General features: G+C 69.8%; 12 protein-coding genes and 1 pseudogene. 9 read left to right on the forward strand and 4 right to left on the reverse strand.

Annotated elements, in window-relative coordinates:
• Positions 1 to 124 precede the first annotated feature (124 nt).
• From DX914_RS13095 to DX914_RS13130, 8 genes are all read left to right on the forward strand, one after another.
• The gene (locus tag DX914_RS13095) at positions 125 to 3,340 is read left to right on the forward strand and encodes a lamin tail domain-containing protein (protein ID WP_158549289.1); all 3,216 of its coding nucleotides are present in this window, start codon (positions 125 to 127) and stop codon (positions 3,338 to 3,340) included.
• 445 nt (positions 3,341 to 3,785) lie between these two features.
• The gene (gene pdhA, locus DX914_RS13100) at positions 3,786 to 4,859 is read left to right on the forward strand and encodes a pyruvate dehydrogenase (acetyl-transferring) E1 component subunit alpha (RefSeq protein WP_115859564.1); all 1,074 of its coding nucleotides are present in this window, start codon (positions 3,786 to 3,788) and stop codon (positions 4,857 to 4,859) included.
• Positions 4,856 to 5,887, forward strand: coding sequence for an alpha-ketoacid dehydrogenase subunit beta (locus DX914_RS13105; RefSeq protein ID WP_115859565.1), 1,032 nt, complete (start codon positions 4,856 to 4,858; stop codon positions 5,885 to 5,887). The genes pdhA and DX914_RS13105 overlap by 4 nt, the downstream gene beginning before the upstream one ends.
• Before the next feature lie 10 nt (positions 5,888 to 5,897).
• A complete protein-coding gene (locus tag DX914_RS13110) occupies positions 5,898 to 6,251 on the forward strand; it encodes an SH3 domain-containing protein (RefSeq protein ID WP_115859566.1) in 354 nt (117 codons plus the stop codon).
• Positions 6,248 to 6,628 (forward strand): cupin domain-containing protein, encoded by a 381-nt coding sequence (locus tag DX914_RS13115; protein WP_196778905.1) that lies wholly within the window; start codon positions 6,248 to 6,250, stop codon positions 6,626 to 6,628. The genes DX914_RS13110 and DX914_RS13115 overlap by 4 nt, the downstream gene beginning before the upstream one ends.
• A gap of 72 nt (positions 6,629 to 6,700) precedes the next feature.
• Positions 6,701 to 8,047, forward strand: coding sequence for a dihydrolipoamide acetyltransferase family protein (locus tag DX914_RS13120; protein WP_115859567.1), 1,347 nt, complete (start codon positions 6,701 to 6,703; stop codon positions 8,045 to 8,047).
• Between the two features lie 22 nt (positions 8,048 to 8,069).
• On the forward strand, positions 8,070 to 8,447 hold the full coding sequence (locus tag DX914_RS13125; RefSeq protein ID WP_115859568.1) for a bleomycin resistance protein: 378 nt from the start codon (positions 8,070 to 8,072) through the stop codon (positions 8,445 to 8,447).
• A gap of 10 nt (positions 8,448 to 8,457) precedes the next feature.
• Positions 8,458 to 8,841, forward strand: coding sequence for a VOC family protein (locus DX914_RS13130; RefSeq protein WP_115859569.1), 384 nt, complete (start codon positions 8,458 to 8,460; stop codon positions 8,839 to 8,841).
• A gap of 211 nt (positions 8,842 to 9,052) precedes the next feature.
• Here the strand turns inward: DX914_RS13130 and DX914_RS13135 are convergent, their stop codons facing one another.
• The 3 genes and pseudogenes from DX914_RS13135 to DX914_RS13145 form a co-directional block, all read right to left on the reverse strand.
• Positions 9,053 to 10,156 carry a GGDEF domain-containing protein gene (locus DX914_RS13135; RefSeq protein WP_115859570.1) on the reverse strand — a complete coding sequence of 368 codons (1,104 nt, stop codon included), beginning with the start codon at positions 10,154 to 10,156 and terminating at the stop codon, positions 9,053 to 9,055.
• Between the two features lie 163 nt (positions 10,157 to 10,319).
• Positions 10,320 to 11,243, reverse strand: coding sequence for an MBL fold metallo-hydrolase (locus DX914_RS13140; RefSeq protein WP_115859571.1), 924 nt, complete (start codon positions 11,241 to 11,243; stop codon positions 10,320 to 10,322).
• A 648-nt stretch (positions 11,244 to 11,891) separates the two neighbouring features.
• A pseudogene (locus tag DX914_RS13145) lies at positions 11,892 to 13,094 on the reverse strand (tryptophan--tRNA ligase); the annotation flags it as partial.
• Between the two features lie 161 nt (positions 13,095 to 13,255).
• Between DX914_RS13145 and DX914_RS13150 the strand changes: the two are divergent.
• Entirely contained in the window at positions 13,256 to 14,071 is an 816-nt protein-coding gene (locus DX914_RS13150) for a hypothetical protein (RefSeq protein WP_115859573.1), read from the forward strand.
• A gap of 86 nt (positions 14,072 to 14,157) precedes the next feature.
• On the opposite strand, the gene DX914_RS13155 is transcribed toward DX914_RS13150, so the two are convergent.
• Complete coding sequence (locus DX914_RS13155; RefSeq protein WP_115859574.1) at positions 14,158 to 14,358, reverse strand: CsbD family protein; 201 nt, start codon at positions 14,356 to 14,358, stop codon at positions 14,158 to 14,160.
• Between the last annotated feature and the right edge of the window lie 9 nt (positions 14,359 to 14,367).

A 14,367-nucleotide genomic window follows, 5' to 3' on the forward strand; every position in this document is an offset into this window, starting at 1 on the left:
CCGTATGGTATGCGGTCATGCCTTTGAAATGCCGTTTTGTGACGATTGAGGCACAATCCTGCCTGCCCGCGTCAGGATGAATTCCTGGGGGACCTTCGGCGGGCGGCATCCAACGGGGAACAACATGGACAAGTTCGTAGGCCGCTGCGCGGCCGTGGCTTTGGCTTTCCTGATCTCAGGCGGCGCCCAGGCGCAGGTCGTGATCAGCCAGGTATACGGCGGAGGCGGCAATTCCGGCGCCACGCTGAAGAGCGACTTCATCGAATTGCGCAACAACGGCGCCACGCCGGTGGACCTGAGCGGATGGAGCGTGCAGTACGCATCCTCCGCAGGCACCACGTGGGCACGCACGCCGCTCACCGGCAGCATTCCCGCCGGCGGCTACTACCTGATCAAGCAGGCCGACGGCGCCGGCGGCACCGTCGACCTGCCCACGCCCGACGCGACCGGCACCCTGGCCATGGCCGGCACCGCCGGCAAGGTCGCGCTGGTCAACAACAACACCTCGCTGAGCGGCGCCTGCCCGGTCGGCGGCGCCACCGTGGTCGACTTCGTCGGCTACGGCACCGCCGCCAACTGCTCCGAGACCGCGCCCACCGCGACGCTGACCAACTCCACGGCGGCGCTGCGCAAGAACGACGGCGCCACCGACACCGGCAACAACAGCGCCGACTTCAGCACCGGTGCGCCGACGCCGCGCAACACCGGCACCACGCCGCCGCAGCCGCCGGACCCGCCGGTCGCGCTGACCATCGCCCAGATCCAGGGCAGCGGCCTGCTGTCGGCCTACGACGACAAGCTGGTGGTGACCGAAGGCATCGTCACCGCGCGCAAGTTCAACAACGGCTTCTTCCTGCAGAGCGCCAACGACGACGGCGACCCGAACACCTCCGACGCGGTGTTCGTGTTCACCGGCGCCGCGCCGCCGGCCAGCGCCGCCGTGGGCAACCGCGTGCGCGTGACCGCCAAGGTCGACGAATTCACTCCGGCCTCGAACCCGAACCAGCTCAGCATCACCGAACTGGTTTCGCCGACGGTGGAACTGCTGGAAACCGGCGTGGCCCTGCCCGCCGCGATCGAGCTGACCTCGGCCGAACTCGGCGCCAACGCCACCCCGGGCACGCTGGAACGCCTGGAAGCGATGCGCGTGAGCGTGGCCCAGTCCGTGGCGGTCTCCGGTTCGGACGGCAGCATCGACGAGGACGACGCCAACTCGTCCAGCGACGGCGTGTTCTACGTGCGCCTGCCCGAGGTGGCCGTGCCGTTCCGCGAGCCGGGCATCGGCATCATGGACACCATTCCGATCCCGGCCGGCAAGAACCCGCCGCGCTTCGACACCAACCAGGAACGCCTGATGGTGCGCAGCCGCGGCCAGATCGGCGCCGCCGCGCTGTCGGTCGACGGCCAGGCGCAGATCTCCGGCCTGCTCGGCGTGCTGGACTACTTCGCCGGCACCTGGGCGCTGCTGCCCGACACCGCCACCCCGCCGACCTTCGCCGGCGGCAAGCAGCCCGAAGCGGTGGCCGACGCCGGTTACGAAGACATCACCATCGGCGGCTTCAACCTGCTGCGCTTCTTCGACGAAATCGCCGAGAGCAACGGCGCGCCGACGCTGAAGCCCGAAGCGGTGGAGAAGCGCCTGGGCAAGACCTCGGCCGCGATCTGCCAGTACCTGAAGACGCCCGACATCCTGGGCGTGGTCGAAGTCGAGAACGTCAGCATCCTGGGCCGCCTGGCCGACCGCATCAACAGCAGCTGCGCCAGCGCTCCGGGCTACGTGCCCTACCTGGTCTCGGGCAACGATCCGGGCGGCATCAACGTCGGCTTCCTGGTCGCCACCCGCGACAGCGGCGCCCAGCCGCGCGTGGAAGTGGTCGAGGTGGTGCAGTACGGCAAGACCGCCACCTTCGCCAACCCCAACGGCAGCACCGCCCTGCTCAACGACCGCCCGCCGCTGCTGCTGCGCGCGATCGTGCACCAGGACAACGGCGCTTCGTACCCGATCACGGTGATCGCCAACCACCTGCGCTCGCTCAACGGCATCGACGATGTCGCCCCGGGCGGCAGCGGCTGGGCCACCGAGGGTGCGCGCGTGCGCGCCAAGCGCGGCGCGCAGGCGGCCTACCTGGCCGGCCTGATCGAGCAACTGCAGCAGACCAACCCGAGCGAGAAGATCGTGCTGGTCGGCGACTTCAACGCGTTCGAGTTCAACGACGGCTACACCGACGTGCTGGGCATCATCAAGGGCGAGGAAGCGCCGGAAGACCAGGTGCTGACCTACGTCGACAGCCCGCTGACCTCGATCTTCGTCGACGGTTCGCAGCTGATCGCCGACCCGGCGCAGCGCTATTCCTACGTGTTCGAAGGCAACGCGCAGACCCTGGATCACGTGCTGGTCAACGAAGCGCTGGTGATGGACAACGTCGGCTTGGCGGTCGACCACGCCCGCATCAACGCCGACTTCGGCGTGTTCCGCTTCGGCGACGCCAGCCAGCCGCTGCGCGTGTCCGACCACGACCCGGTGCGCCTGACCCTGACCGTGCCGGCCTTCCGCAGCGCCGACCTGGCGGTGACCGCCGCCGCGACCCCGGCCAGCGCCCGCGCCGGCCAAACGGCGACTTACACGGCCACCGTGGTCAACCACGGTCCCAGCGAAGCCGATCACGCCGCCGTGGCCTTCGTGTTCGACGCCCTGGTGGCGCCGGTCGCGACCGCGCCGGCCGGCTGGACCTGCGCCGCGCCGGTGCAGGACGCCGCCACCACCACGGTCTCGTGCACAGTGCCGGCCCTGGCTTCGCAGGCCTCCGCCTCGTTCTCGCTCAGCGTGACCTTGCCGGTCCTGGCCAGCGGCACCCCGCTGCGCATGGCGGTGGCGGCGCAGTCGCAGACCCGCGATCCGGCCAACGGCGACAACCAGGCCTCGGCCGAAGTGGTCGTCACCACCCTGGCCGACCTGTCGGTGCAGATCGCCGGCGGCGCGCTGCCGGTGCGCAAGGGCGCCATCGCGACCTTCCTGGTGCCGGTGACCAACGCCGGCCCGGACGCCGCCGCCCAGCCCAAGCTGGTGCTGACCGGCAACGTCGCGGTGTCCGCCGCGGCCGTGGCCGCGCCGGCCGGCTGGACCTGCGCCCGCACCGCGGTGCCCACCGGCTTCCGCGCCGAGTGCAACCGCAGCAGCCACCTGAACCGCGGTACCCAGTGGTTCGCGCTGGCCGTGGTCGTGCCGGAACGTCCGGCCGTGGGCAGCGCCCTGGTGTTCGACGCGACCGTCAGCGCGCAGACCCCGGACCCGGTCGTCAGCAACAACAGCGACAGCATCAGCGTGCAGATCCGTCGCTGATTCCGGCTGCATAGCAACACGCGAAGGGCGCGGCGCAAGCCGCGCCCTTTTCCTTTGCGCAACCCATCTTTGGCTTTGGGGTAGGAGCGGCGTGAGCCGCGACCCGAACCTGCAAATGCAGCGGCGGTGTCGTCGTAGTTGTGTGGTCGCGGTCGCGGCTCACGCCGCTCCTACCCCAAAGTGGGGCGCTCCATACGCCTGCGTCCGCCGCCCGCCTAGCCCGTCCGGCGATTTTTTGCATGCCGCAGCGCGCAACGGCGCTTAACACGCCTTTGGGTATCATCGGCGCACCACGCAACGGCCGCCGCAAGGGCCGCTGCCGCAGCGCCAGGCCCGCAGCATGCAACCGCGGGCCCAGCCAGTCTGAACGGTCCGCGCGCCGGCACTGGATCCGGGCGCGACACGGTTCGGGCCTCCCCCCTCCTTAACTAGGGATTGCCCAGCGATGACCGTCGCCGCGAGCTTCGAAATCGAATACCTGCAATACCTCGGCCCCGACGGCACCCCCGTGGCCGAACTGCCGCCCGCCTTCCGCGACGCAAAGCAGCTACTGCCGCTGTTCAAGCAGATGCTGTTCGTGCGCGTGTTCGACAGCAAGGCCATCGCCCTGCAGCGCACCGGCAAGCTCGGCACCTACGCCGCCTGCCTGGGCCACGAGGCCACCCACGTCGGCATCGGCGCCTCGATGCAGCCCGACGACGTGTTCGCGCCCAGCTACCGCGAGTACGGCGCGCAGTTCATGCGCGGCGTGCTGCCGCGCGAAGTGCTGATGTACTGGGGCGGCGACGAACGCGGCAACGACTTCTCCGGGCCGAAGAAGGACTTCTCCTGGTGCGTGCCGATCTCGACCCAGTGCCTGCACGCCGCCGGCGCCGCGCTCGCGTTCAAGCTGCGCAAGGAAAAGAACCTGGCCGTGGCCTGCTGCGGCGACGGCGGTTCGTCCAAGACCGACTTCTACGCCGCGCTGAATTCCGCCGGCGCTTACCAGCTGCCGCTGATCCTGTGCGTGATCAACAACGGCTGGGCGATCTCGGTGCCGCGCTCGGCCCAGACCGGCGCCAAGACCCTGGCCCAGAAGGGCCTGGCCGGCGGCCTGCACTGCCTGCAGGTGGACGGCAACGACCTGATCGCTGTGCTCGAAGGCATGCGCCGCGCCGCCGAGCGCGCGCGCAACGGCGACGGCGGCAGCGTGATCGAATTCATGACCTACCGCCTGCACGATCACACCACCGCCGACGACGCCCGCCGCTACCGCGGCGAAGAGGAAGTCAAGGACGCCTGGACCCGCGACCCGGTGCCGCGCCTGCGCGCCTACCTGACCGCGCAGGGCGTGTGGAACGAGGCCGAGGAACAGGCCTGGGCCGAGGAATGCGCTTCCAAGGTCGACGTGGAAATCAACGCCTACCTGGAAACCCCGGTGCAGCCGGTGGAAGCCATGTTCGACTACCTCTACGCCGATCCGCCGCCGGACCTGCTCGCCCAACGCGCCGCCGCGCTCGCCCTGGAGGGCCGCCGATGAACGTCGATACCCAAGCCAAGGTCGACACCGCCAAGGCCGCCGCCGCGCCGGTCGCGATCACCCTGATCGAAGCCATCACCCAGGCCCTGGCCTACGAAATGCGCGCCGACGAGACCGTGCTGGTGCTGGGCGAGGACGTGGGCGTGAACGGCGGCGTGTTCCGCGCCACCGCCGGCCTGCAGCAGCAGTTCGGTCCCGAGCGCGTGCTCGACACGCCGCTGGACGAAACCACCATCGCCGGCCTCACCGTCGGCATGGCCGCGCAGGGCATGAAGCCGGTCGCCGAATCGCAGTTCGACGGCTTCGTCTACCCCATGGTCGACCACATCATCTGCCACGCCGCGCGTTTCCGTTACCGCACGCGCGGCCGCCTGCACTGCCCGATGGTGCTGCGCGTACCGTGGGGCGGCGGCATCCGCGCGCCCGAGCACCACAGCGAGGCCAACGAAGCCATCTTCACCAACGTGCCCGGCCTGCGCGTGGTCATGCCGTCCTCGCCCGCGCGCGCCTACGGCCTGCTGCTGGCCTCGATCCGCGACCCGGATCCGGTCATCTTCATGGAGCCCAAGCGCATCTACCGCCAGTACAAGGAAGTGGTCGCCGACGACGGCGAGGCGCTGCCGCTGGACGTGTGCTACGTGCTGCGCGACGGCAGCGACGTGACCCTGGTCAGCTGGGGCGCGCAGGTCAAGGAAGCGCTGGAAGCGGCCGACAAGCTCGCCGCCGAGGGCATCAGCGCCGAAGTCGTCGACGTGGCCACGCTGCGCCCGCTGGACTTCGCCACCATCGCCGAATCGGTGAGCAAGACCGGCCGCTGCGTGATCGTGCACGAGGCAGCCAAGACCGCCGGCTTCGGCGCCGAGATCGCCGCGCGCCTGGCCGAGGAGTCCATGTACGACCTGCGCGCGCCGGTCGAACGCGTGACCGGCTACGACACCCACATCCCGCTGTTCCGCCTGGAAATGAAATACCTGCCCAGCGTGGAACGCATCGTCGCCGCGGCCAAGCGCGCGCTGGCGGCGGGCTGAGCCCCGGGCGATGCGCCGCGCCCGCGTCGTCGTCGCCCACCGCGCCCCGGATCGCCCGCCGATCCGGGTCGCGCGCGGCCAGCGCGTGACCCTGGGCGACCGCGATCGCGACTGGCCGCAGTTCGTCTGGACCACCCTGGCCGAAGGCCACGGCGGCTGGGTGCCGGCGGCGCTGTTCGACGGCGACCACGGCCCGGCGACCGCGCTCAACGACTACGACACCCGCGAACTGGATGCCGAGGCCGACGAGATCGTGACGCTGCAGTACGAACTGGCCGACTGGTGGTGGGCGAGCAACGCGCGCGGCGACGAGGGTTGGATCCCGACGCGCGCGCTGGATCTCATCGACGAGGACGGACCATGAGCGGGGCCGACGTGAGCGACGACGCGATCAACCTGGCCGACAAGCTCGCCCGCTTCAGCGAGCACTGGTCGCCGCGCGTGGTCGCCGAAATGAACGACTACCAGTTCAAGCTGGTCAAGCTGCAGGGCGAATTCGTCTGGCATGCGCACGAGCACACCGACGAAGTGTTCATGGTGGTGCGCGGCAGCATGCAGATCGGCTTCCGCGACCGCGACGTGACCCTGCAAGAAGGCGAGATGTACGTGATCCCGCGCGGCGTGGAGCACATCACCCGCGCCGAGCACGAATGCCATGCCCTCATCATCGAGCCGCGCGGCGTGGTCAACACCGGCGACGCCGGCGGCGACCTGACCGCGCGCAACGACGTGTGGGTCTGACCCTTTCCGCCGCCGGCGCGTCCGGCGGACACCTTACGATCCGCAACCGCACAACCTAGAGACCGCCGAACCATGACCGACAAGAAGACCTTCCTGCTCCCCGACCTCGGCGAAGGACTGCCCGACGCGACCATCGTCGAGTGGGCGGTGAAGGTGGGCGACACGGTGCGCCTGGACGACACCCTGGTGTCGATGGAAACCGCCAAGGCCGTGGTCGAAGTGCCCTCGCCGGTGTCCGGCAAGGTGCTGAAGCTGGCCGGCGCCGCGGGCGACGTGATCGTCACCGGCACCATGCTGGCCGAGTTCGAGATGGACCCGAACCTGCCGCAGCGCGCCGACGGCCAGGACACCGGCCACCACCACGGCGGCGGCCACGCCGCACCGGCCGCAGCACCGGCGCCCGCCGCTGCCGCGCCCGAGGCTCCGGCCGAACGCGCCGACAGCGGCACCGTGGTCGGCGCCATGCAGAGCTCCGACGCCGTGCGCAGCGAGCAGGCCGTGGCCGTCGGCGGGATCAAGGCCATGCCGGCGGTGCGCGCGCTCGCGCGCAAGCTCGGCGTCGACCTGTCGCGCGTGCGCGCGACCGGCGCCGAGGGCGTGGTCACGATGGACGACGTCAAGCGCGCCGCCGCCGACGGCAGCGCGGCCGTGGGTGCCGCACCGGCGCGCGCCACTGCGGCCGCGCCCGTTGCAGCCGCAGCGCCGGCCGCCGCGCCGCAGCGCAGCGCGCTGTCCGCCTCCGGCCGCCCCATGCGCACCCAGCCGCCGGGCGTGTCCGTCACCGGCCAGCCCGAACAGCTCAAGGGCGTGCGCCGCAACATGGCCCGGGTCATGGCCGACTCGCACGCCAAGGTCGTGCCCACCACCCTCACCGACGACGCCGACATCCACGCCTGGGCGCCGGGCAACGACATCACCGGCCGCCTGGTCCGCGCCATCGTCGCCGCGTGCAAGGCCGTGCCCGCGCTCAACGCCTGGTTCGACGGCGAAGCGCTGACCCGCACCCTGCACCCGCACGTGGACATCGGCATCGCCGTGGACACCGACGACGGCCTGTTCGTGCCGGCGCTGCGCAACGCCGACGTGCTCGACGCGCGCGGCGTGCGCGAGGCGGTCAACCGCCTGCGCACCCAGGTCGAGGACCGCAGCATTCCGGCCTCGGAGCTGTCGGGCTACACCATCTCGCTGTCCAACTTCGGCATGTTCGCCGGGCGCTACGCCACCCCGGTGATCGTGCCGCCGACCGTGGCCATCATCGCCGCCGGCAAGGGCCGCCATCAGATGACTCCGGTGATGGGCGGCTTCGAATCGCACAAGGTCATTCCGCTGTCGCTGACCTTCGACCACCGCGCCTGCACCGGCGGCGAGGCCGCGCGCTTCCTCAAGACCATGCTGGACGACCTGGCGCGTCCCAACTAGAGCGCGCCGAACGCAAAGCCGCATGAGCCTGCACGCGCTCACGCCGATGCTGCGCACGCCGGACCTGGACGGCACGGCGGCGTTCTACACCGGCACGCTGGGTTTCGCCCAGCGCGCCGGCAGCGTCGACGAGGGCTGGATCGCGTTGCAGCGCGACGGCGTGGAGCTGATGCTCAGCGGTTTCAACGCGCACGAAAACGATACGGCGCCGGCCTTCACCGGTTCCTTATACCTGCGCACCGATGATGTCGATGGCTGGTGGCGCACGCTCAAGGATGCCGCCCGCGTGTGCTATCCCATCGAGGATTTCGCTTACGGCATGCGCGAGTTCGCCGTGTACGACAACAACGGCTACCTGCTGCAGTTCGGCCAGCCCATCGCCTCCTTCGACGCTCCGTGAGGTCCACGCCATGAGTCATCGCAGCCGCTTGGCCGGCTTCATCATCGATTGCCAAACCGGCGAGATCGCCGACGCCGCGCGCTTCTGGAGCGCGGCCCTGGGCCTGCAGCACGGCGAAACCGACGACGACGAAGGCGCGCTCTACGTCGACCTGCCGGGCCACGGTGCGCACCTGGCGATCATGGTGCAGAAGGTCGAGCACCCCTCGCGCGTGCACCTGGACATCGAAACCGACGACCTGGACGCCGAAGCCGACCGCCTGGAGAAACTGGGCGCCAAGCGCATAGCCTTCATCAAGCGCTGGTGGGTGATGGAAGCGCCCACGGGGCACCGCTTCTGCATCGTGCGGATGAAGCATCCGGAGCTGGGGCCGGCGCCTACGGTGTGGGACTAAGGGCGGCCCAGTCGCTGCTGAGAGCAAATCCCCCTCAATCCCCCTTTTCCAAAGGGGGAAGACAAGCCAAAGCGGGAACCGCGAACTCCGCACAGCAGCGCAACACCCCCCTTTTAAGCACCCCTTTTTAAGTTCCCCCCTTTGAAAAAGGGAGGCTAGGGGGATTTGCCGTTGCTGTTGCCGTTGCTGCCACCGCCTCGCCCAACAACCCTCACTCCCGCAACATAGTATCGTCCGCCACCACCCGATCCCGCCCCAGGTTCTTGGCCCGATACAAAGCCTGATCCGCCCGATCGAACACCCGCTCCGGCGTATCGCGCCCGGGCTCGCCCGCCGCCACGCCCACCGACACCGTCAGCGCGAACGGCAGCGACGAGCGCGCCACCCGCGCGCGGATGCGTTCGGCGATCTCGTACGCCTGCGCCAGCCGCGTGGCCGGCAGCACGATGAGGAATTCCTCGCCGCCGTAGCGCACCGCCACGTCGCCCTCGCGCACGCTGCTGGCCACCGCATCGGCCACGGCGCGCAGCGCGCGGTCGCCCAGCAGGTGGCCGTAGCGGTCGTTGACCTGCTTGAAGTGGTCCACATCCAGCAGCAGCAAGGCATACGGCGCGCTTTCCAGCTCGCGCATGGCCTCGGGGCTCCCACGCAGTTGCGCCAGCGCCGCGCGGTTGAGCAGGCCGGTCAGCGCATCGTGGCTGGCGCTGTGCTTGAGTTCCTCGTGGCGGCGCTGCAGGTCGGCCTGCGCCGCTTCCAGGCGATGGGCGAAGGCCTCGCGCTCGTTGAGCAGGCGCCGCTGCTCCAATGCGTAGCGGCGCAGCTCGAGCAGATGCTGGGTCTGCCGCGCCAGCGCTTCCAGGCCGGCGCGCTGCGCCGGGCGCAGCTCGCGCGGCTGCGCGTCCAGCACGCAGATCGTGCCCAGCGCATGACCGTCGGGGCTGAGCAGCGGCATGCCTGCGTAGAAACGCAGCGGGCGCCCGCCCAGGCTGACCACGCGGGTGCTGAAGCGCGGATCGTCGGCCACGTCCTGCACCACCAGCATTTGCTCGGGCGTGCGGATGGCGTAGTCGCAGATCGCCAACGCGCGCGGCGTTTGCGTCTGATCCAAACCCAAGCGCGCCTTGAACCATTGGCGGTCGCGATCGATCAACGAGATCGCCGCCGCCGGCGCATCGCACAGCGTCGCGGCCAGGCGCACCAGGTCGTCGTAGGCTTGTTCGGAAACGGTGTCCACCACCGCGTAGGCGTCGAGCGCGTCCTGGCGCTGCGCCTCCTCGGTGGGCGCCGGTACGGCGCGTAGTCGGGCGAGAGACATCGGGGTGGCAGGTAAGGAACACGCGCAGGCTACCGCTGCGGCAGCACCGGTCTTGTGACCGCCCTCACAGCTGCCGGGGCGGTAGCGCGCCCGTTAAGCCTGGCGCCATTCAGGCAGCTGAATCTGCCCCGGAAACCCCTGGAAGCCGCCTTCAAGCCGCCGCCTAGGCCCGGTCCAGCCAGACCTCCAGGCCCTGGGCATTGAGTTCGATGTCCATGGCCAGCAACTCGCGCACCTGCTCGGGCGCGAGCGCGCAGCCATGCGCGGCCGCGCGCGCGAGGTACAGCTCGCCCAGCGATGCGACCAGACGCGCATGCCGGTCCGGCCGGCCGTCGGCCGCGCGCGCCAGCGCCACCATCGCGTCGATCTGGCTCAGCAAGGCGTCGGCCATCGCCGCCACGTCGGTGACGGGGCCGTAATGGGTGAGCCGCATGGCCAGCGGATCGCGCGCGAGCAGCGTGCGGATCGAACGCTTGAGTGCATCGGGCTCGAACTGCACCGGCGTGGTCGTGGGGATCGCGAATGCCCCGCGCGCGCTGTCGAGTTCGCGATAGGACAGTCCGAAGGTGTCGCCGGTGAACCAGCTGCGGCTGTGCTCGTCCCACACGCACAGGTGATGGCGCGCGTGCCCGGGCGTGTCGATGCACAGCAGCGGACGTCCGGCCAGGTCGACGACGTGGCCGTCGCGCGCGACCACCACGCGTTCTTCGGGTATCGGCAGAATCTCGCCGTAACTGCGCGCGATCTCCTCCTCGCCGTACACCGCGGTGGCACCGGCGACCAGGCGCGAAGGATCGATCATGTGCGGCGCGCCACGCGGATGCACGGCCAGGCGCGCGTTCGGCAGGCGCCGCATCAGCGCGCCCGCGCCGCCGGCATGGTCCAGGTGCACGTGGGTGAGGATCAGCCAGTCCACGTGCTCGGGCGCCAGGCCCTGCGCGTCCAGCGCGGCCAACAGCGACGGCACGGAGTGCTGGGTGCCGCAGTCGACGAACGCGGCGCGTCCCTGTTCGACGATGAGATAGGCGGCATCGAAGACCGGCCGGTGGAAGCCGGTATCGATGGTGGTGATGCCGTGATCGGTCATGGGCGTGGCTTGCGCTGCGTTATCCGCAGTCTACGCCCATTGTTTGTCGCCCCTCTTGCTTGTCCCGCCCTTGCTTGTCTTCCCCCTTTGACAAAGGGGGATTGAGGGGGATTTGCTTCTGCTCTTAAGCAACAGCAACAGCTTCCGTCCGCAAGCGGCCGGGTTACTTTCTTTTGATAAGCGTCAAAAGAAAGTAACCAAAGAAAAACGCTGTCCTTGGACAGAGCTCCCCTGCGAGCACGGAGCGGGCGCCGGGATTTTCCGATCGGGCCTCCTGCCCGAGCGGAAAACGGCGCACGTCCTGTGCGCCGCCCTTCGGGTCTTCTATTGGGGCGGCGAGTTCGGTGTCCGATCAAGAGCATTCGCGCTGCGCGCTCACCCCCTCACCCTAGCCCTCTCCCGCAGGCGGGAGAGGGGATACATCCGACGCCGCTTGCTGCTTTAGCCCCTCTCCCGCTTGCGGGAGAGGGGTTGGGGTGAGGGCCCGCAGCATCGCAAACGGCAACGCAACTCGCCCCGACAGGCTTACTCCCCCTCAACCACGAACTGCGCCAACGCCTCCACCACCTCGGCGAACTCCACGCCCTCGTGCAGATGCCCGATCAGCTCCTCGCCCGCATGCACGGCGGTAGCGCCGGCATGATGCACCGCTGCCGCGCCTTCCTGCTTCAAGCGCGCGATCAGCTGCCCGGCCGTGCGCGCCGACTCGTGACCCACGCTCTGCAGCAGCACCCGATCGCCATCGACCAGCTTGAAATAGAATCGCCCGTCGCTTTCGCGGTACTGCTTGAAGCTGGGTGCGGCCGCCTTGGCCGCCTTCTTGTCCTTCTGCTCGGACACCTGCGACAGGTCGCGCAGGCCCACCGCCGAACGCAGCGACTGCATGAAGGCCATGCCGTGGGTGCGGCGCACGCGCTGGGCGCCGTCGCGCAGGATCGCCTCGATCTCGGCTGGCTTGGCCATCAACGCCTCGTAACGTTCGCGCAGCGGCGAGATCTCGGCGTCGATACGCTCGAACAGCGCCTGCTTGGCCTCGCCCCAGGCGATGCCGTCGGCGAAGGCCTGGCGCATGCGTTCGGTCTCGGCGCCGCTGGCGAAGGCCTGGTACAGCTGGAACACGTTGGACGCGTCGGCGTCCTTGGCCTCGCCCGGCGCGCGCGAGTCGGTGACGATGGAGTAGATCAGCTTCTTCAGCGTCTCGCGCGGCGCGAACAGCGGAATGGTGTTGTCGTAGCTCTTGCTCATCTTGCGCCCGTCGAGGCCGGGCAGCGTGGCCACGTGCTCCTCGATCAGCGCCTCGGGCAGCACGAAGTGCTCGCCGTACAGGTGATTGAAACGCTGGGCGAAATCGCGCGCCATCTCGATGTGCTGGATCTGATCGCGGCCCACCGGCACCTGGTGGGCGTTGAACACCAGGATGTCGGCGGCCATCAGCACCGGGTACATGAACAAGCCGGCGTTGATCGCCGCATCCTCGTCCTCGCCTTCGGCGCGGTTCTTGTCCACCGCGGCCTTGTAGGCGTGGGCGCGGTTGAGGATGCCCTTGCCGGCCACGCAGGTCAGGAACCAGGCCAGCTCCGGAATCTCGACGATCTCGCTCTGGCGGTAAAACCAGACCTTGTCCGGCTCCAGGCCGCAGGCCAGCCAGGTGGCCGCGATCTCCAGCGTCGAGCGCTGCACGCGCTCGGGCTCGGTGACCTTGATCAGCGCATGCAGGTCGGCCAGGAAGTAGAAGCTCTCCACGCCGGGGGTGCGGCTGGCGGCCACCGCCGGGCGGATCGCACCGACGTAGTTGCCCAGGTGGGGGGTGCCGGACGTGGTGATGCCGGTCAGGACGCGGGTCGAGGTCATTGCGGGTCGGCTTGGAGCGTGGCCGGCCAGTTTACCCGCTGTACCCGGCCGGATCGGCCCCAGCCCGGGCCAAGCTGAGCGGCCGGCAACGGCACCGGCGGCGCTAACCCCACCCTCGCCGGCGGCGCGTTCGCAACCGTGCCCACACCGGAGAACCGACCATGCTGCGCTCCCTCGTACTGCTCGCCGGCGCCCTGATCGCCGCCACCGCCTGCTCGCCGCTGTCGGCGCGACCGCTGGTCGACGTCGCCGTGGTCGACCGCGATAGCGGCGACTGGCTGCCGGCCTACCCCCACCGCGGCCAGCAGTGGATCGCCGGCACCCCCGGCCACCGCTACGCCGTGCGCCTGACCAACACCAGCCCGCAGCGCGTGCTGGTGGTGCTGTCGGTGGACGGCGTCAATGCCGTGACCGGCCAGACCGCCCACCCCTCACAAGCCGGCTACGTGCTCGAGCCCTGGCAGAGCACCGAGATCAACGGCTGGCGCAAGTCCATGGACGACGTCGCCCAGTTCGTATTCACCGACCTGCCCGACAGCTACGCCGCGCGCACCGGCCGCCCCGACAACGTCGGCGTGATCGGCGTGGCGGTGTTCGAAGAGGCGCAGCCGCGCTACCGCTACGACTACCCGGCGCCGATCGCGCGCGGCGAGCGCGAGCAGGACCGCTACGGCGGCGCGCGCGATGCGGCCAAATCCTCGGCGCCGGCGCCGGCCGCCGCCGAGTCGCGCGCCGACAGCATGGCCGCCCAGTCCATCGGCACCGGCCACGGCCAGCGCGAGTGGTCGCCGGTGTCGCGCACCGGTTTCGACCGCGCCTCGCGCTCGCCGGCGCAGGTCACCCAGCTGCGCTACGACGACTACGCCAGCCTGGCCGCGCGTGGCGTGGTGCCGCGCTACCCGCGTTATCCGGACTACCGCCGCGACGAACCGCGCGCCTTCCCCAACGGCTTCGTCGCCGATCCGCCGCGCTGGTAAGGCGTACACGCAAAGAAGCGGGCCGGGTTCGCACCCGGCCCGTTCGCGTTGTGGGGTGCCGGCGCGCGATGCGCCGGCGGCAGCGGTCAGTTCAGCGTGTTCTCGAAATCCCGCACTTCCTTCTCGGCGCGCTCGCGTTCCCAACCGTAGCGCTCCTGCAGCTTGCCGGCCAGGTACTTGGAATCGCCCTGGGCGACGTCGAACACGTCGTCGGTCAGATCGCCCCATTTGGCCTGGGCCTTACCCTTAATCTGGGTCCACTTGCCGGCGATGATGTCTTTGTTCATCTGCTTGTC

The organism is Lysobacter silvisoli, from assembly GCF_003382365.1.
Classification (GTDB): Bacteria; Pseudomonadota; Gammaproteobacteria; order Xanthomonadales; family Xanthomonadaceae; genus Lysobacter; species Lysobacter silvisoli.